General features: G+C 55.3%; 13 protein-coding genes. 12 read left to right on the forward strand and 1 reads right to left on the reverse strand.

What is annotated here, in order from left to right; genetic code table 11:
* Positions 1-207: 207 nt before the first annotated feature.
* From sprA to NTX17_03500, 12 genes are all read left to right on the forward strand, one after another.
* Positions 208-6,072 (forward strand): cell surface protein SprA, encoded by a 5,865-nt coding sequence (gene sprA, locus NTX17_03445; protein ID MCX5800423.1) that lies wholly within the window; start codon positions 208-210, stop codon positions 6,070-6,072.
* A gap of 104 nt (positions 6,073-6,176) precedes the next feature.
* The gene (locus NTX17_03450) at positions 6,177-6,677 is read left to right on the forward strand and encodes a ribosome maturation factor RimP (GenBank protein MCX5800424.1); all 501 of its coding nucleotides are present in this window, start codon (positions 6,177-6,179) and stop codon (positions 6,675-6,677) included.
* Positions 6,674-8,221 (forward strand): transcription termination factor NusA, encoded by a 1,548-nt coding sequence (gene nusA, locus NTX17_03455; GenBank protein ID MCX5800425.1) that lies wholly within the window; start codon positions 6,674-6,676, stop codon positions 8,219-8,221. The genes NTX17_03450 and nusA overlap by 4 nt, the downstream gene beginning before the upstream one ends.
* A 21-nt stretch (positions 8,222-8,242) precedes the next feature.
* On the forward strand, positions 8,243-10,411 hold the full coding sequence (gene infB / locus NTX17_03460) for a translation initiation factor IF-2 (GenBank protein MCX5800426.1): 2,169 nt from the start codon (positions 8,243-8,245) through the stop codon (positions 10,409-10,411).
* 245 nt (positions 10,412-10,656) lie between these two features.
* A complete protein-coding gene (locus NTX17_03465) occupies positions 10,657-10,938 on the forward strand; it encodes a DUF503 domain-containing protein (protein MCX5800427.1) in 282 nt (93 codons plus the stop codon).
* A 27-nt stretch (positions 10,939-10,965) separates the two neighbouring features.
* The gene (gene rbfA / locus NTX17_03470) at positions 10,966-11,328 is read left to right on the forward strand and encodes a 30S ribosome-binding factor RbfA (GenBank protein ID MCX5800428.1); all 363 of its coding nucleotides are present in this window, start codon (positions 10,966-10,968) and stop codon (positions 11,326-11,328) included.
* Positions 11,325-12,293, forward strand: coding sequence for a bifunctional oligoribonuclease/PAP phosphatase NrnA (locus tag NTX17_03475; GenBank protein MCX5800429.1), 969 nt, complete (start codon positions 11,325-11,327; stop codon positions 12,291-12,293). The genes rbfA and NTX17_03475 overlap by 4 nt, the downstream gene beginning before the upstream one ends.
* Entirely contained in the window at positions 12,259-13,212 is a 954-nt protein-coding gene (gene truB / locus NTX17_03480; GenBank protein MCX5800430.1) for a tRNA pseudouridine(55) synthase TruB, read from the forward strand. The genes NTX17_03475 and truB overlap by 35 nt, the downstream gene beginning before the upstream one ends.
* Positions 13,205-14,113, forward strand: coding sequence for a bifunctional riboflavin kinase/FAD synthetase (locus NTX17_03485; GenBank protein ID MCX5800431.1), 909 nt, complete (start codon positions 13,205-13,207; stop codon positions 14,111-14,113). Before truB ends, NTX17_03485 begins: the two co-directional genes overlap by 8 nt.
* A gap of 200 nt (positions 14,114-14,313) precedes the next feature.
* Positions 14,314-14,583 (forward strand): 30S ribosomal protein S15, encoded by a 270-nt coding sequence (gene rpsO / locus NTX17_03490; protein MCX5800432.1) that lies wholly within the window; start codon positions 14,314-14,316, stop codon positions 14,581-14,583.
* A 94-nt stretch (positions 14,584-14,677) separates the two neighbouring features.
* Positions 14,678-16,777: a polyribonucleotide nucleotidyltransferase gene (gene pnp / locus NTX17_03495; GenBank protein ID MCX5800433.1), complete on the forward strand. Its 2,100-nt coding sequence runs from the start codon at positions 14,678-14,680 to the stop codon at positions 16,775-16,777.
* A 131-nt stretch (positions 16,778-16,908) separates the two neighbouring features.
* Positions 16,909-18,183, forward strand: a complete 1,275-nt coding sequence (locus NTX17_03500) for a pitrilysin family protein (GenBank protein MCX5800434.1) — start codon at positions 16,909-16,911, stop codon at positions 18,181-18,183.
* A gap of 15 nt (positions 18,184-18,198) precedes the next feature.
* On the opposite strand, the gene NTX17_03505 is transcribed toward NTX17_03500, so the two are convergent.
* A complete protein-coding gene (locus tag NTX17_03505; protein ID MCX5800435.1) occupies positions 18,199-19,380 on the reverse strand; it encodes an aminotransferase class I/II-fold pyridoxal phosphate-dependent enzyme in 1,182 nt (393 codons plus the stop codon).
* Positions 19,381-19,590 lie beyond the last annotated feature (210 nt).

Consider the following 19,590-nt stretch of genomic DNA (forward strand, 5'->3'; position numbering starts at 1 on the left):
TAGCCTCCATGGTATGACCTCGGAATCAACGGCGAAACGCGTTGAGTTCGGTGTATCAAAACATAAGGAAATTAGTATATTCCACCCCGACGTGCCTGTCAAACGATTATTGCGGCGCCGAAGAGTGCCAAGTTGTAAATATCTGCTTTAAGTGCTAGGATTTACGCGGCATCGCCCTTGCTGTGTGGACAATGGTGGCGGCTTTTGATGGTTAGATTTTTCCTATTCTGTTCTATAGTCACAGTTTTCCTTTTGGTCACGGGGTCTTTAGTCGCGGGGCTATCGTTCGCAAACCCTGGTGTCTGGGAGTGGTCTCCCTCGGGTCCTGAACTTTCACCTTCAGTTCTGCTCCTTGCTCCACGCGATTTTCTGACGCCGCCGCAGGAACGTCTCGTCTTGAAACCCGGATACGCCCTGAAGAATTCGGAGATTTTCGTAGATTTCGAATCCGACGTGGTCCGGCAGACAACCTCCGCAATGGGGGTGGATGTCACGCCGCCCGTCTCATCCTCTATTCGGCAATACTCCTATCTTCTGAGTCGCAACACGTTGAGAACGCTGTGGAGAAGTGAGGCCGGAAAGGGAATCCGGGACATGTCTCAGGCGGGACGTACTGGAGGTCTTTTCAGCATCGATCTGCCAATCCAGTTTCCCAAGGCAGTACAGGCCGTCGTAGGAAAAGGGAAGCCCAATCTGAAGGTGACGGGGAGCGAGACGATCTCCTTCAGCGGCTACAGTAGCTGGACCGTCGGACAGCAGTACAGCGAGTACGGGAAGCAGAGCAAGTTTCCACGGATTGAGATGAAGCAGGATCTTGCCGTGAAGATGGGCGGCACGATCGGCGACAAGATAGACGTTGACTGGGATCAGAGCAGCGCCGCTGCCACGGACCTTCAAAACAGAATACGCATCAAGTACCACGGTTACGACGACGAAGTTATCCAGAGCGTGGATTTGGGCAACACGAATCTCTCGATACCGAACACTCAGTACGTAAGTTACTCGGGCACACACGAAGGCCTGTTCGGGATCAAGACAGTGGCCAAGCTCGGAAGCGTAGACGTTACTGCCATCGCCAGCAAGCAGGAGGGCAAGCAGGACAAACAGAGGATAGTCGGAGGAGCGAAGACGGTTGAGAAGGTGATAAGCGATCTTGACTACAAGAAGCGCACGTATTTCTTCCTCGACGCACCCGACTTCAACAAGACTCTGTACCCGATTGTCCTCGAGAACGTGCAAGTTTACGTGGATGACCGGAACGGCTACAACGATACCTCTGCAGTGGTGGCCAGAGCCTACCGCTACAACAACGACGGCACGCCCGATACTTCGGCCCACTTCGACGGTCACTTCGAGCTTAAGACACCGGAACAGGACTACACGCTCGAGAATAGGTTCAACTTCAATGGCACGGTGATACCGGTTCTCGTCGTGACGGGAAGCCTGCCTGCCAATTACGTACTTGCTGTCGCCTATCAGGAGAAGGTGGGTTCGGGCAACGACTACAGGTGGATAGGCGATCTGAGTCAGACCCCCTTGCAACTCAAGATGATAGCTCCGGGGCTTGACATGCTCGAGCCGAACATCATCGAAGATCCTAAGTGGGGAAGTCTCAGCCGTTATGAACTCAAGAACTTCTACTATCTCGGTTCGGAGGCCATCATAAAAGAGAGCTTCAAGCTTTCTATTAAGAGGCGTGTCGGCGGAACAGATCTGGATGAAGATGCCTCGATAACCAAGAAGGTCCCATACATCCAAGTCATGGGTCTTGACATGGCCGACGCCACGGGAAAACTCAACAACCCGGACGGTGTGGTTGACGGGAGCTTCGTCTATTTTGAAGAGGGGCTGCTCTGGTTTCCCGATCTTCACCCTTTCGCTCCCGATTCGTTTGACACGCACGGTTGGGCCGTAAGCGGCTGGACGCGGCCGGACATTTTGACGGCCGGCGAGATAAACACCGCCATGTACAGCAAGAAGTACACGGATTATGTGTATGCCAGCGATACTCGCTACTATCTGGACGTCGAGTACAAGAGTCCGCAGACGACGTTCTCTCTGGGTTGGAACGTTCTGGAGAACTCGGAGGTCGTGACGCTCAACGGAGTGAGGCTGCAAAGGGGCAGTGCGTACACCATCGATTACGACACCGGCGAGCTCACTCTTCTCACTTCCGCAGCGCTGGAGCCCGGGGCCGACGTCTCCGTTGATTTCTCGCGCGCCTCGCTCTACGGTCTCTCAAAGAGCCTTCTTGGCATCTCAAGCCAATACAAGCCCAGAGATGAACTCTCGCTCTCAACGACCTGGCTTTATGAGAGCAAGGGAACCCTCGAGGAACGGCCACGCCTCGACCAGGAGCCGTCCCGGACCATCGTGGGCGGACTCAGTGGGGCACTGAAACTCTCTCCCAGTTTGATGACTACACTGACGAATGCATTGCCCCTCGTTTCCACGAGGGAGAAATCCAGCCTGAGTGTCTCAGGTGAGTTTGGGGTGAGCATTCCAAATCCCAACACGAGAAATGAAGTCTACCTGGATGACATGGAAGGCAACAAGGAGACGAGACCCCTCAGTCTGCTTCGCGCGCTGTGGCGAGTCAGCAGTCTGCCGGAGGACGTCACACTCGGTGTCTTGCCGACGGGCAGGCGGGCACTGTGGTGGTACAACATCCTCCCCACGAACAACACGGGAAGAGAGGTGCGCGCGAGAGACCTTTTCCCTGAGTTGACGACGGCCGAGGAGAGAGACAAAGTACTGACTACCCTGGAGTTTTATTTTAACCAGGCACAAGGTTGGCACGGTCTCACTCAGGTCATCTCCTGGCTTGGAGAAGACCTGACGGAGATGCAGTACGTTGAGATTTGGATAAACGACTTCAACCAGACAAGAGGCCCGGAAAAGGAGATCAAGCTGGACCTTGGCACCGTGAGCGAAGACGCGATGTGGGACCCCTTTTCCCTCCCGAACGGGAAACTTGACACGGAAGACAGAAACAGAAACAGCGTTCTTGATCTCGGCGAAGATACGGGTTTGGACGGGCAGTGCGATCCGAACCCTAAGTCCGAATGCCCGTGCTCTTCTGACGACGGCACATCGGAACAATACACAGCCGGCGTAAGCTTCTCCGAGCAAGACCCCAACGGAGACGACTACCATTACAGTCAGGATTCTCCGAATGACTTTTCCGGAATCAACGGGACCGAGTGCAACGGCGCGACGTCTTCCAGTCCCACTCCCGACACGGAAGACCTCAATGGGGACGGAACGCTCAACACGGAACAGGACTATTTCGAGCTTACCTTGAATCTTGCTCAGAACAGCAAGTTTCAGGTCAGGGACAACGGAAACGGCTGGAGGCTTTTCAGAATTCCTCTTTCAGATAGCTCAGTGGTTGCGGTTGGGCAGCCGCGCTGGGACAACGTCAGACATGCCAGACTGTGGTTTGACGGTTTCCAGGATTCGACCATCGCGCTTCAAACTGCCGGCATAGAAATAGTGGGAAACAGATGGGTCGTCAGTCCCGTCCGGGACTCGCTGTCGCTGGAGGGCGGTGAGCGTTTTTACGTAGGTGTTATCAACAACAAGGACAACGCCAACATATATCAGGCGCCTCCCATCAAGATCGGCGAGGAGAACGGAGTCCAGAAGAAGGAACAGTCGCTCGTACTCTCCGCCGTAAACCTTTTCCCCCGTGACACAGTGTCCGCCTTCAAGTCGTTTGCCAGCGGGACCGACTACACCCAGTACGTGTCACTCAAGTTCTGGGTTAGAGGTGGTTCCGATTCGCTCGCGTTCATAATGAGGTTCGGAACGGACAGCCTGAATTTCTACGAATACGGCACGCCAGTTTCCGCCGCTTGGGAATCGAAGGAATTCAAGCTGGAGGAATTGAGCATCATCAAGGAGGGGCTTGCAAGCTCCGTGAGGGACACAACGTTACAAAGAGACGGCGGAGTGTGGTTTAGGCTCAAGGGACGGCCGTCCTTCACCAACGTACAGAGAATAACCGTGGGACTTGTCAACGTCCCCGGGAGAACCGATTCGACCATGATTGCGTCAGACAGTGTCTGGGTGGACGAACTCAGACTCACGGACGTGAAGAAGGCGGTCGGCACGGCCGAAAGGGTGTTCGTCGAGGCGAAATTCGCCGACTTTCTCTCGGTCTCCACCCAGGTGGAATCACGTGGAGAGGATTTCCTTGCCATCGGCAGCACGAAAGGCAGCGGGAGGCGCACCAGCTCGTATTCTGCCTCGGGAGTGATGGCCGTTCACAAGTTCCTGCCGGACGGAATGTTCAACATCCCCCTGAATTTCTCCTTTTCCGGGTCAAAGCAGATTCCCAAGTTCAGGACTGGAGACGACATTGTTCTCACGAAAGAATACGAGGAGGTTCAGACCACCAAGACCGGAATGCGCTCTCTGGCGGTGAGCTTCAGGAAAACTCCGACTGCCAGCAAGTGGTTGAGACACACGATTGAGGGGGTCGGCCTGAGTCTTGCGCTCACCGACATGCATTCTGCAAACGTGAGCACCGTAGACTCGTCGCGTTCGCTTTCGGGCACTTTCAGCTATCAATTCTCACCCGGGGGGCGGACTGCCTTCGACATCCCCCTCGGCCACGGCAGGAAAATCTCGTTCTTCTACCTGCCCTCTTCGATTAGTTTCACGGGGCACGGCTTGAGAACTCAGTCAAAGTCGTACCAGAGGTCGAGCGAGGATCCAATGGATCTCATCCTCAGAAGTGACGTGTTGCGCAAGACCGGGGACTTCAGTTTTCAGACTTCGTACTCGCCGTTCTCGATTCTGAGGTGCAACTACGGCATAAACACTTCGAGAAACTGGCTCCTCTACAACCCGAGCAAGGTCCTCGGCAACGTCAACATCGGGACGGAGACCTCACGTAATCAGACTTTCAGGTCCGAGTTTACTCCCAGGTTCGGCGCCTGGCTTGCTCCGAGCGTGAGCTTTGCCGGCTCCTACAGGGAAGATCACAGTCCCGAGCTAACGAGAATCGATGACGTGACTGAAGTGCGGAACGTCACAAACTCCGGCGCCATCAATCTTGGTGTCGGCATACCGATTTCGCGACTCACCCAGCTTCTCACTCCCAAACCGGCTCCGAGAGACACCTCACAGGCAAGACCTGCCATGGCGGGGGGTGGATTGACGCTCGCCGGGTTGCTCGGGAGGGTTGGTGACATTCGAGCGAACCATTCTTTCTCCTACGGAAGTCAAATCAGCCGGATATACGGCAAGCCAAACCTGAGTTACATGTTCGGTATAAGGCGCGCCCCGGGTGGCAATTCGAGATTCGCCGCCGCCGGCTCGATGACGTCCAACATTGCGCATACGACTTCAATGAGTGCGAGCAGCAGGCTGTTCAGGGGAGTCAGCGTAGACACCAAGTTCGAGACCACCGGCAGCGAGACTGAAGCGCTGACCGGCGTCAGGGTGGAAAAGAAGCTCGTGTGGCCCGAACTCCGGTTGGCAGTCAGTGAACTCGAAAAATATCTCCGCGTGGGAGGTCGAATAAAAGTCATCCGGCTCGACTCTACGTTCAAGCACACCAAGCAGGAGTCGGGCGCCAAGGGAAAAGCGAGCGAGAGAGTAATCACGAAGAGCGACTGGTCGCCGCTCGTGAGCTTGAATGCAACGTGGAAAAACGGTATGAGCACGAGCTTCACTTCGCACATCTCCACGACCCAAACAGACAGCCGGATAGGCACCGCATACACCTCCACCTCGACTACCTCAAATCACAATTTCACCCTACAGAAAACCCTTGATGCGACCAAGGGGTTCTCACTTCCTTTTTCCGGCAAAAGGACCATCAGGCTCAAGAGCAGCGTCAACATCGGCCTTTCGGTGCAGTACTCTACTGCAAGCTCAAGCGTGCCCCCGTCGTTGGCCGAGAAGAGTGACGACCTCTCCGTCACTTCAAACGCCAGTTACAGTTTCAGCGCGAACCTCTCGGGAGGCGCCAACTTGGGTTTTGCGCAGACCAGAAATCTCCAGACCGGTGTGACGGGGCGAAGTCTGAGGCTCGGTTTTTCTGCTTCCTTCAGGTTCTGAGGCTCACAGTTTTTCTCTTGCCTTCCTTGCCTGCTTGTAGTAAATTGACCTAGAGTGGACTTGAAACGTGTCCACTCTTATATTTTGTGTATTGTGGAGCGAGGATGGACACCGTCGAGAAGATTTGGGTCCTGTGTGAACCCCCGATCAGCGACATGGGGATGGAGCTTGTGGAAGTCGAGCACTTAGGCGCTCCAGGGGGGGCGGTAGTCAGACTTTACATCGATCGCAACGAAGGGGTGTCCGTAGGCGATTGCGCCAGAGTGAGCAGGGAGATCGGTTATCTTCTGGATGCCGAGGACGTTGTGCGCGGCCGCTATTTTCTGGAGGTCTCGTCCCCGGGCATAGACAGGGTTCTGAGAAAGAAAGAGCATTTTGAGAGATTCAAGGGGAGTCCGCTGCGTGTTGTCACGAAGGAGCCCATACAGGGAGCGAGAGGAGTGCGTGGTCGTATCCACGCTTGTGACGACTCGACCTTGTACGTTGAGACGGACGCAGGAAGTATTGTCGAAGTCCCCTTGTCGCTGATAGAAAGAGCCCGTCTGCGGGGCGAGATTCCCTTTGGCGCCGGTGGCAAGCTCAAGAAGCGGGGAAAGGCACGATGAACTACGAACTCACTGAGGCGCTTGCCCAGCTTGTCAGGGAGAAAAGCCTGGACAAACAGCTGGTGGCGGAAACGCTGGAGGCAGGACTGCTGTCTGCGGCCAGGAAGAAACTAGGTCCCACGGCCGACGTCGAGGCAAAAGTCGACATGGACGCAGGCAAGATCGGGATGTGCGTGAAGAAGAAAGTGACCATCCGAGTGCACGATCCTGCTGCGGAGATAAGTCTGGCGGACGCCCACAAGGTGAAGAAAGACATTAAGTGCGGAGAGACGTTGTCCGTCCAGTTGAGCATCGAAGAGTTCGGCCGCAATGCAATACAGGCCGTCAAGCAAGTACTGGTCCAGCGTGTGAGGGAGGCGGAGAGGGAACGCATCTACAAGGAGTTTCAGGGAAGAATCGGCGAGCTCGTCAGGGGTACCGTTCAGCAGGTGGATCGCACGTGTATAATTGTGAAGCTTGACAGGACGGAAGGAGTTCTGCTCACCAAGGAAACGATGCCTCGCGATAGATTCAGGCACGGCGATTACGTCAGAACGTGCGTTATCGGGGTTGATAAGTCAAGCAAGGGCCCGCAGGTAATGCTCTCCAGGACGCATCCGGACTTTCTGAAGGGTCTTTTTGCCAGCGAGGTGCCGGAGGTCGCGGATAAGATAGTCGAAATAAAAAACGTGGCCAGGGAAGCAGGGAATCGTACCAAGATTTGCGTTGTTTCGAACGACGAGAAAGTGGATGCAGTGGGTGCGTGCGTGGGCGTCAAGGGTTCCAGGGTGCAGGCCGTCGTGCGCGAGCTCAGCGGCGAGAGGATCGATATCGTTTCATGGAGCGCCGACCCCATGGTGTTTGTGACAAGGGCGTTGAGTCCCGCGAAGGTGCTCGAAGCGAGGATGTTCGAGCGCGAGAAGAAAGCGGAGGTCGTCGTCAATGACGATCAACTTTCTCTGGCGATAGGCAAGGGTGGTCAGAACGCGAGGCTTGCTGCCAAACTGACCGGTTGGAAGATAGACTTGATGAGCCTTTCTCAGAAGGAGAAGTTGCTCGCCGAGGAGAAGGCCTTGCGAGTTGATGTCGAGACCATTGACGGCATCGGTCCAAAGCTTGCCGACAAACTTATCAAGGCGGGAATAGAGACTGCCCAGGACATTGAAAAGCACGGCGTCAAAGGGCTCGTAGAAGTCGAGGGCGTCGGCCAGAAGACTGCCGACAAGCTTGCGATCCTGGCAAGCCAGGCAATCGCCGACGCAAAAGAGAAACTGATGAGTAAGCGAGCCGCGGCGGCCCGGGAGGAGAAGGCTGCGGAAAAGCCGGAACCAGCCGGCGAGGCGGCCGAAAAAACCGGGGTTGCGGCTGAGAGTGAAAACGAGCTTGTCCAGAGCGTCGAGACCGAAGTCCACGTCGACGGAGATGCTCTTCGGGTTTCGACGGAGGAGCCTGCTTCCGGCAAGGACGCCGAGGTGGAGCCGGTAGCTGAGGCCGAAGAAGATGAAGATGACGACGAAGAGGGTGAGGATGAGGAAGATAAGAAAGGCGATGGTGGCGACGACTAGACCCGACTGGAGGTGTCACTTTTGGGCAAACCACGTGTATATGAGGTAGCCAAAGAACTGAATATCTCGAGCGTGGCACTTCTTGAAGTGATACGGAGCTTCGGGATTGAAGTCAAGAGCCACATGAGCACCGTCGACGACGATGTTGTCGAGAAGGTCAGGAAGAAATTCGAGAAAGAAAAGGCCGCGGTCAAGGAAGAATATGCTCGCAAAATGGAGAAGCGGGCTGCGAGACTCGAGACCGAAGCGAAGGAACGGGCCACGAAGGTCGTAGCTAAGCCTCCCGAGAAGAAACTGCGGGCTCGTGTGCCTCGGAAGAAGAAGAGAGTCGTAGACGAGAAGGCCGTGCGGGAGAGCGTAAAGCGTACCCTGGCTGGAATGGATGTCTCGCGAGTAAGGAGGCGAAGGCATAAGGAAGACGGCGAGGCCCTCGTTGTTGAAGAACCGAAACTCATAAAGGTGAGCGAGTATCTCACGGTCGCGGAGCTTGCCACCCGGATGGGGTGCAAGCCTAGTGAGGTGGTGGCGGCGTGCCTTCAGTTGGGCCTCATGGTGAACGTCAACAAGAGACTTGACCGGGACAGCATAATCACGGTCGCGGTCGAGTTTGGATATGCGGTCGAGTTTGTTTCCGAGTACGGATCCGAACTCATCGAAGAAGCCCCACCGGAGGAAAAGGCGCTCGTCAAGAGGGCCCCGGTTGTCACTATCATGGGCCACGTGGACCACGGCAAGACGTCTCTGCTGGACTACATTCGAAAAAGTAACATTATCGGCGGAGAATTCGGCGGAATCACGCAGCACATCGGTGCGTATGAAGTCGAACTCGAGGGCGGAAGGGTCGTTTTCCTCGACACCCCCGGCCACGAGGCTTTCACCGCGATGCGCGCAAGGGGCGCTCAGGTCACCGATATCGTGGTCATAGTCGTCGCTGCCGACGATATGGTCATGCCTCAGACAATCGAGGCAATCGACCACGCAAAGGCCGCAGGTGTTCCGATAGTCATCGCCATAAACAAGATGGATCTTCCCGGCACCAAAGCAGAGATCGTGAGGCAGAGCCTTTCGAAGGCCAACGTTCTGGTTGAAGAATGGGGTGGCAAGACCGTCTGTGTTGAGATTTCGGCAAAGACCGGCAAGGGTGTCGGCAAGCTTCTGGAAATGATCCTGCTTCAGGCAGAGGTTCTTGAATTGAAGGCCGATCCCACAAGGAGAGCCAGGGGAGTCGTGATAGAGTCACAGATCGAACAAGGAAGAGGGATCGTGGCGACCGTTCTGGTTCAGGACGGCACGCTTCGAATAGTCGATCCTTTCGTGTCTGGTTTGTACCAGGGCAAGGTGCGGGCGATGTGCAACGAGCGGGGCGAGAGAGTGAAGAAGGCGGGGCCCTCGACCCCTGTAGAGGTGCTCGGCTGGACTGGATCTCCTCAGGCAGGTGACAGTTTCGTCGTGACCAGAGACGACCGGGAAGCCAGAGAAATCGCCATCAAGAGACAGCAGCTTCACAGAGAGCACGAATACCGGCTTCGCAAGCCCATGACGCTCACCGATCTCTACGAGCAGATCAAGCGCGGTGCACACGACCTCAGACTCGTCGTCAAGGGTGACGTCGGAGGTTCCGTCGAGGCCCTCTGCGACGCTCTATCGGGCATCTCTTCGGAAGAAGTGCGACTCGACATAATTCACAGGGGAGTTGCCAACGTGAACGAATCGGACGTGCTACTCGCCGCGGCCTCGGACGCAGTCATAATCGGATTCGGCGTGGAGGCTGAGCCGAGGGCAATGGAGATTGCCCAGAAGGAAAGAGTGGACGTGCGACGTTACAAGGTCATATACGAGGCCGTCGACGACATAAAGAAAGCGATGTCGGGGCTGCTCAAGCCGGAGAGAAAAGAGACCATAATCGGCACTGCCGAGGTACGAGAAGTGTTTCGACTTTCCAGGTCCGGTGTAATCGCCGGGTGCTCCGTAAGCTCCGGTGTCGTGAAGCGAAACGCCAAAGTGCGCCTCCTGCGTGAGGGCAAGGTCCTCTTTGAAGGCGCCATTCGTTCTCTCAAGCGCTTCAAGGAAGACGTGAAGGAAGTGAGTGCGGGCTTCGAGTGCGGGATAGGCCTTGAGGGATTCGACAAAATAGAGACACACGACATTCTTCAATCCTACACCGTGGAGGAAATCGCGAGGAGCATTTGAGCGGCCGTCCGAGCGCCGGCTGCACTGTCTCCTGTCGGTGTGGTTCTTTCTCTAGTTTCTGCAAACGCCGGTTTTTCTCCAATCTGTTGCCGTGAAATCTCCCACGGTTCTGCTTCTGGCACAGGAGTCAAGTCCTGCAAAAACCAGATACTGACTGGTTTTTTTGAAATCTGCAGACCACTTTCGTGTGAGCCTGAAGTGGTTTTCGCTCTCGAGGCCGGCCACCCAGAGTTTGAGGAGTCCGGTTGGTTGTAGGGATTGTCTTGATTGAGCTACACATTCCGGGCAGCACTTCGCTCAAGGCGAAGCGCTCGGTTTTGAATCGAATCAAGGAACGATTGAAAAGTAGATTCAACGCCTCCGTTGCCGAAGTGGACTACCAGGATCTGTGGCAAAGAGCGGCCATCGGAGTTGCGGTAGTCGGAATAGAAAAGGGGGTCGTTGAAAACACGCTGTCCCACATTGTCCGCGTGACGGAAAGCGAAACCAGAGTCGACGTTACTCAGGTCCAGATGGATTTTTACTGATGCAGAACCTGCAAGAAGGTGAGCGGTATGAGCTTCCAGAGAACACAGCGGGTCGGCGACTTGCTCAGACAGGAAATCAGCGAGATAATTCGGCTCAGAATGAAGGATCCCAGGCTTGGCTTCGTAACGATTACGTTCGTAGAAGTGAGCCAGGATCTCAGACATGCGAAAGTACACGTAACAAGTCCCGGTTCACAGGAGGAGCTCGCTCATAGCGTGGAACTCCTCGTTGGGGCCGCTGGTTTCATCCGCAATGAGCTCTTCAAGCGAGTCTCCCTCAGGTCAATACCTGAGCTTGCTTTCAGGGCCGACAGTTCCATCGAACACAGCGTGAGAATAAGCCAGATACTGAAAGAGTTGGAAGACGAGACGCGAAGGAGAGAGTCTTGAGCCTCGTTGACGTTGTACATCTCTTGAATGACTCGGATTCGTTTGTAGTGACGTCTCACGTGGACCTTGACGGTGACGCCCTGGGCTCCGAGCTTGGTCTTGCCCTGGTTCTCAAGCGCATGGGCAAGCACGTGCGGATAGTAAATCAGGACCGTTCTCCTCTGTCATACAGATTTCTTCCCGGCGCTCATCTCCTGGAAGACCTCTCGGGCAAGCTGGAGGACCTCGATGCAGCCCTAGTGCTTGACTGCACCTGCATGGAGAGAACCGGTGGTGTGGCGGCATCGATATTGAAAAGCCGCGTCCCCATCGTGAACATTGACCATCACAGTGGCAATGTGCATTTCGGCAGCACGAACTTCGTACGTCCCGATGCCTGTGCCGCAGCGCTTCTGATACTTCAGATCATAGACGAACTCGGTCAAAGCGTGGGCCCAGAGGTGGCGACCTGTCTTTACGCGGCGATACTTGCCGAGACCGGTTCGTTTCGCCTTTCCAATACCTCTGCCGAGGCTCTCTCGGTCTCAGCCAGACTTGCCGGAGAAGGTGCCAATCCGTCGGCCATCGCGGCCCAGGTTTACGATCGTAGATCACCAGCCACTTTGAGACTCATTGGCAGCGCACTCAGCTCGCTAGAAATAGCAATGGACGGAGCCGTTTCCATCATTTCTATCGAGAGGAGCAAGCTCGATGAAAGCAAGATCGCGAGTGACGAACTCGAGGGAATCGTCAACTTCGCCATGGCCGTCGAAGGCGTCAAGGCCGCCGTCTCTCTGAGAGAACTTCCCGGTGGAATAGTGAAAGTAAGCCTCCGTTCCAGCGGAGCCGTCGACGTTGACCTCGTGGCCCGCCAGTTTGGTGGAGGAGGGCATTCAAATGCGGCCGGGGCCAAGGTGAACGGAACTCTCGCTGGCGTGAAGGGAATCGTCCTTGAGAAGATCGCAGACGTCCTTGCTGGAAGATAGAGTACTCAACGTAGACAAGAATGCGTCGGTGACTTCTTACGGAGTCGTTGACCAACTCAAGAGACTTCTCGGAATAAGTAAAGTTGGGCACGCTGGAACGCTCGATCCCTTTGCCACGGGCGTTCTGCTCGTGTGCACGGGAAAAGCGACAAAGATAACCCGTTTTCTAATGGAGCTCGAGAAGGAGTACGTGGGCACGATCTCATTTGGGGTGGAGACAGACACGGACGACTCAACCGGCAGAGTAATTTCCTCGAGAAGGGATTTCTCCATTTCGAAAGAAGACATCGAGAAGGAGATGTCCGCCTTCGTCGGACGTATTCTTCAGTGTCCACCCAGGGTTTCTGCCCTCAAGCGCAGCGGCGTACGTCTATATGAGATGGCCAGGCGCGGCGAGAGCTTCGAAACGGAGGCCAGGGAGGTCACGGTCCATGATTTCAGAGCGCTCGAGTTTCGTTTTCCGAAGCTGGACTTCCTGGTGAGGTGTTCGAAAGGGACCTACGTTCGGGCGCTGGCCAGGGACATGGGCAAGAGGCTCGGCTGCGGTGCACATCTTGAGACATTGAGGAGAGTGAGGATAGGTCCCTTCGCCGTCGAGAGTGCTATCAGCGTTCAGAGGCTGGAAGACGTCATCGAAGCGGGTGAGCTTGCGTCTTGCTCGCTCAGCGCCGTTTCCATCGACGAGGCCCTGTCCTTCATGCCGGCCTGTATTCTCAAGGAAAATGTTGAACAGAAGGTGATGCACGGCCGGAGCCCTGCGTTGAGCGAATTCGATCGAATTGACGCAGCAGTTCCCGCAAATCAGACGGTGAGGATCTTCTCGTCGCGGGGGGAGTTTCTGGCCGTAGGCAGAACCCCTTCCACCGACCGCGACAACGTCATAAAGCTAGAGAAGGTGATAGCTGAAACACGTGGCTAGAGAAACTGTCAAAGGCTCGGTTGCTACAGTAGGTGTATTCGACGGAGTGCACCTCGGACACGTCAAGATACTCGAGGTCGTTTCCTCTCGCGCACGCGAGCTTGGTCTGGCCGCGGCAGTCCTCACGTTTGATCCTCACCCCGACGAAGTACTGGGAAAGCTCGACACGACGAGATTTCTTCTCACGACTCGGCGCGAAAAGGAGCTCCTTCTGGCGAATCTCGGCATCGATGCAGCGATGATCGTCGAATTCACGCCGGCCTTGGCTCGCCTTGACACAATCGGTTTTGTCCAGAAATATCTTTTGAGCTCCCTCGGACTCAAGGAACTCGTGGTCGGGCACGACTTCAGGATGGGTAAGGATAGAGCGGGTGACAGGGCCCTTCTCAGTTCGCTCGGTGCCAGGTTCGGCTTTTCCGTGATTGACGTCGAAGCAGTGCTGGTCGATGGGACCCCCGTGAGTAGTACCAGGGTGAGAGAGGCGGTCGCGACCGGCGACATGGACGCGGCGGCAAAGCTCCTGGGCAGGAGCTATTCCCTCGAGGGGACGGTCGTCAAAGGCGAAGGCATCGGTAGAAGCTTGGGGTTTCCGACGGTCAATCTCTCCGTGCACGAGAAGAAACTGCTTCCCCCCGATGGTGTTTACGCTGGATACGCGGAAGTGCGTGGTCGAGTTCTCAGGGCCGCCATCAACATTGGTCTAAGGCCCACCATCGCAGGCGGGACAAGACTCGTGGAAGCACACATTATTGGATTTGAAGAAAACATCGTTGGGGAGTCAGTCACGCTCACATTTGTTGTGAGGATGCGACCCGAAAGGAAGTTCGCAAATCGAGACGAACTGAGGCAGGCCATAAGGAGCGACGTGGATAAGATAGCCTATTTACTTGAACAACAATGAGTTGTAGCGGTTTAGTCAGGTTTGACTTTAGGTTTTTGAGGCCTCCAAATCGACCTCACTTAAAGTTTTTTGGGGAAACATTTTTCCTTTACTCTATTTTGGCGACTGTGATAGAATGCCCACTCGGGTTTGAAAGTTACCTTAGGGTGTGGGGATGAGTAAGCTCCTTCGTTTGTGCGCAGCAAGGGAGGTGAGACGAGGTGCCGCTTTCCAAGGATACGAAGAAAGGGATAATAGGGCAATTCCAGTTACACGAGCATGATTCTGGCTCGCCCGAAGTACAAATTGCTCTTCTGACCGAGAGAATAAAAACCTTGACGGAACACTTCAAGGTTCACAAGAAAGATCATCATTCGCGCAGAGGCCTTCTCAAGATGGTGGGACAAAGGCGGAGACTTTTGGATTATCTGAAGGCCACGCGGATTGAAAGATACAGGTCCCTTGTCAGAGAACTAGGGCTTAGAAAGTAAGAGGGTAGCTCTCCCAACTCGTTTCTTGGTGTCGGACTTGCGCGGAGCGCGTAGGGTTCGGCGGGAGCTATCCGTTTTTTTTGGAGGTAGTCTGATGTCAAACACCGTTGAATTGGAACTGGCTGGTAGAAAGCTGGTCTTAGAAACAGGCAAGGTTGCCAAGCAAGCCTCGGGAGCAGTCACGGTCCGTTACGGCGATACCGTGGTACTTGTTACCGCAGTTGCCTCAGAGGAGCCCCTCGAGGCGTCGCTTGATTTCGTGCCTCTCTTGGTGGATTACAGAGAAAAGTCATACGCGGCCGGCAGAATTCCCGGAGGGTTCTTCAAGAGGGAAGGTAGACCGACCGAAAAAGAGATCATGAGTTCCAGGCAGATAGACAGGCCGATACGCCCGATGTTCTCCAAGGACTTCAAGAACGAACTCCAGATAGTGGCGACGGTGCTTTCTTCCGATCAAGAGAACGACTCGGATGTCCTGGCCATGGTGGGGGCTTCAGCCGCGCTGTGCCTGTCTGACATTCCCTTCCCGGAGCCCGTGTCTGCCGTGAGGATCGGGAGGATAGATGGGAAATTCGTGGTCAATCCTACGTTCTCGGAACTGGATCGTAGTGACATGGACGTCGTTGTCGCCGGCACCGATCGATCTGTCTTGATGGTGGAGGGTGGTTCAAAGGAAGTCCACGAAAAGGATCTCATCGCCGCCCTGGCTCTCGCGCACGAGCACATCGGTCAAGTGAACGGCATTCAGACGCGGCTCAGGGAAATGTGCGGTAAGACCAAGATGGTCGTCCCTGTGCGCGAGATGGATCCTGGTTTGCTGCAGGAAATGAGGGCAAACTACCTTGAAGTAATCAGAGAAGCAAACAGGGTGTCTGACAAGGAGAAGAGACAGGACTCCATAAAGAGGACCAAGAAGGAAGCTAGCCTGGCGCTCGGCCAGAAGTTTCCTGGAAGAGAACTCGAGATAGGCGAGATAGTCAACTACATCGAGAAAGAAGACCTGAGGAGAATGATTCTAACCGAGAAGAGAAGGGTTGACGGCCGTTCCCCCGGCGAAATAAGACCCATTTCTTGTGAGGTCGGCGTCCTGCCGAGAACTCACGGTTCGGCGCTCTTCACGAGGGGACAGACACAGAGTCTGGTCGTCACAACTCTGGGCACGTCACTCGACGAACAGAGGGTCGAAGAACTCGAGGGAGAGAGTTGGAAAACCTACATGCTGCATTACAATTTCCCTCCTTTCAGCGTCGGGGAGGTCCGACCGATGAGGGGGCCAGGCAGGCGGGAAATAGGCCACGGAGCTCTTGCCGAACGGGCCATCCATCCCATGATACCCGCTTCAGGGGAGTTTCCCTACACGATAAGAATAGTGTCAGACATATTGGAGTCGAACGGTTCCTCCTCTATGGCAACGGTGTGCGGCGCAAGTCTCTCCCTGATGGACGCTGGAGTTCCAATCAAGGCCGCGGTCGCGGGAATCGCGATGGGATTGGTCAAGGAGAACGACTCGTTCGAAATCCTGACCGACATTCTGGGTATTGAAGATCACCTCGGTGACATGGACTTCAAGGTGACGGGGACTCGCAAGGGTGTCACGGCTTTCCAGATGGACGTAAAGGCGACGCACATCGGTTTTGATACTCTGACCGCTGCCATGGAGAGAGCCAGAGACGCCAGGATCCACGTGCTCGATGCCATGGACAAATGCATTTCTGCTCCGAGGTCGGAGTTGTCGCCCTATGCTCCAAGGATAACCGTGATTCAGATTGACCAGGACAAGATAAGAGACGTGATCGGTCCTGGCGGTAGGGTCATCAAGAAGATAACCGAAGAGACAGGCGCCAAGGTGAACATTGAGGACAGCGGCGAGATCAAGATTGCCTCGTACAATGCTGCCAACGGCGAGAAGGCCCTCATGATGATAAAGAGCCTCACCGAAGATCCCGAGATAGGCCGCATATATCATGGCAAGGTCAAGCGGGTCGTGCCGTTCGGGGCGTTCGTCGAGATACTTCCCGGTAGGGACGGACTTGTTCACATTTCGGAGCTCGAGAATCGAAGGGTGGCGTGCGTCGAGGACGTCGTCAGAGAGGGCGACATGGTCATGGTGAAGGTGATCGGCATAGACAGGGAAGGCAAGATCAAGCTCAGCAGAAAGGCAGCACTCGGGGCGGCTTCCACTCCCGACGCCTGAGGTTGGACGCCTCGCCGTTCGTCTTCGATGCTGGCAGGCGCTTCGCCGTCTCTGCGCGCGGGTGTGCCGCCGAGCGAATGGAGAAATCGATAGGCGGTTGGTATCTTGGAGGTGCGTCGTAAAGGTTGATCATGACTGAGGGTATGTTTCACAGAGATTGCCTGAGCCAGGGTATGACGGTGGTGGCCGAGGAAGTTCCCGAGGTCAGGTCCGTGTCAATCGGCGTCTGGGTACGCTCCGGTTCCAGGAATGAAACGTGGGGCCAAAGCGGGCTTTCTCATTTCATAGAGCACATGGCGTTCAAGGGCACCGCGAAGCGCAACGCGCTCGAGATAGCGAAAAGTCTCGAATGCGTCGGTGGTCACCTCGACGCGTTTGCCTCGAGAGAGTTCACCTGCTTCTATGCAAGGGTTTTGGAAGAACAGCTTCCTCTGGCAGTTGACGTGCTCTCGGACATCGTTTGTCATTCGCTGTTTGACGAGAATGAGATTGAGAAAGAGAAACGCGTCATACTGGACGAAATAGGTACGCTCGAGGACACACCTGACGACCAGATCCACGATCTTTTCTCTCAAGTCATCTGGAAGGATCACCCGCTCGGTCGTTCTATCCTCGGACACAGCGAGACAGTGCGTGGCTTCAACAGGCAAGGACTGTTGAATTTCTTCACCGATCGCTATTTTCTTTCCAACGTCATAATATCGGTGGCCGGGAAATTCGACTACGGCGCGCTCGTGGAGCTGCTCGGTAGAAGTTTCGCGCTTCCACACGGCGGTACGTCGGCGGACGGCGGACTTCCTCCCGACTACAGTCGCCAGACGGAGGTTTACGAACGAGAGTTGGCGCAGGAGTACGTCTGTTTGGGGACAAGGGGAGTCTCCTACAATCACGAGCTTAGATTTTCTCTACTCGTGCTGAGCGTCATCATGGGCGGAGGGATGAGCTCCAGGCTTTTCCAGAGAGTGAGGGAGGAGGAGGGATTGGCGTATTCGGTGTACAGCTACGCAGATTTTTTGAAGGATTCCGGGCTCTTCTGCGCCTCCATGGGGGTCAAGCCGGATTCTGCGGGTAAGGCTCTCACCATCGTGCTTGAGGAATTCGAGAAGGCGCTGGAATCGAGTCCTTCCGCCGACGAGATACGAAGCGCTCAGTGGCAGCTCAAGGGTTCTCTTCTCCTCGGGCTTGAAAGCATGAGCAACAGAATGGCGAGGTTGGCCAAGTCGGAGATATATTGCGGCAGGTACGTGTCCCTGGATGAACTTGTCTCGATGATCGATCAAGTGGATGCGGGGACCATCGCCAGAGCGGCCGAGCTTGTCTTGAGGCGTGAGAGCCTGTCGGTCGTGGCGCTCGGGCCTTGCTCCAAGAAAGAAATCGCCGGGCTGGTCGAAACTCCCGCCCCCTAGCAGAGGCTCCCGCTTCTAGTACCTGAAGCCCGCCTCTTTCATTCGTCTCACCGCTTCGATGAGCCTTTCCTCGCTCGCGATGAGTGATATTCTGACGTAGCCCTCGCCGTACTTTCCGAACCCCGAACCGGGAGCCACCAACACACCAGTCTTTTCGACCAGGTCATCCGCAAAATCGTCCGAAGACGAGTAAGAGCGGGGTATCTTGAGCCACACGTACAGCGTCGCCATGGGAGATCTGACGTCCCAGCCAGTCTTTACGAGCTCGGGTATGAACGCGTCGCGCCTCTTTCTGTAGGCCTCGGACATTTGTTTGGAAAAAGTCTCCGCCCCTTCCAGGGCGGCCATTCCAGCCCGTTGGACGGCCATGAACACGCCGAAGTCCATGTTAGATTTTATCTTGAGCAGATTGGCGACGGCCGAGCTGTTGCCGCACGCGAACCCGAGACGCCATCCCTGCATACTGAACGACTTCGAGAAAGAGTGGAATTCGATAGAGTTCTCCTTGTTCTTGTCAAACTGCAGGAAACTCTTGGACCTGAAGCGCGGGTCGAGGCAGACATCGCAGTACGCGATGTCTGACATGATGAAGATGTTGTTCTCCAGCGCGAACTCCTTGAGCCGTTCGTAGAAATCGTCAGTCGCCAGGGCGCCGGTGGGATTGTTTGGAAAGTTGACGAGTATCAGTTTGGCCTTTTTCAGAACATCTTTCGGAATCTGATCAAGCTGAGGAATGAAGTCATGCTTCTCGAGGAGCGGCACCTGATAAGTGTCGGCCTGCGCCACGGTAGCAGCACCCAGATAGGCCGGGTAGCATGGCGAAGTTATCAGTATGCCGTCGCCGGGATTCAAGTGGGCCAGCATGAACTTGGCGAGGCCTTCCTTGGAGCCGACGAGCGGCAAGACTTCCTTGTCGGGGTCAAGCGTCACGCCGAAGCGCCTCGAGTACCAACCGGCGATCGCTTCTCTAAACTCTGGAAGACCACCGAAAGCAGGATAGCGGTGGTTCTCCTTGGTGACATCGTCCAGGGCCTGGTGCAGGGCGCGGATGACGGGTTCCGGCGGTCTCAAGTCTGGATTTCCCACACCGAGGTCAATAACGTCGACACCCTCGCGAAGCTTTCTGTCCTTTGCCGCAAAGAGTTTTGCAAGAGCGTAGGTCGGAAGGTTCTTCACTTTATCGGAAGGTTCTGGCATAAAAGCCTCCTCGCAAGACGACACCTTTGGCGAAACTTGCAGGAACCATGAAGTCACATACAACCTGTAAGCATAGCATGAACGAGCGGCACGCCAAAGTGGTTTGTCTTACGCCTTGACTTGCGCTCTAGCTTACACTATTCTGCAGTGTGATTTTGAATTTCTGAATTGAGCCTGCGATCTCACGCACGCAGCTTCCACAGAGGTCCA

The sequence above is a fragment of the Candidatus Eisenbacteria bacterium genome, from assembly GCA_026388185.1.
Classification (GTDB): domain Bacteria; phylum Eisenbacteria; class RBG-16-71-46; order JAFGJU01; family JAFGJU01; genus JAPLKG01.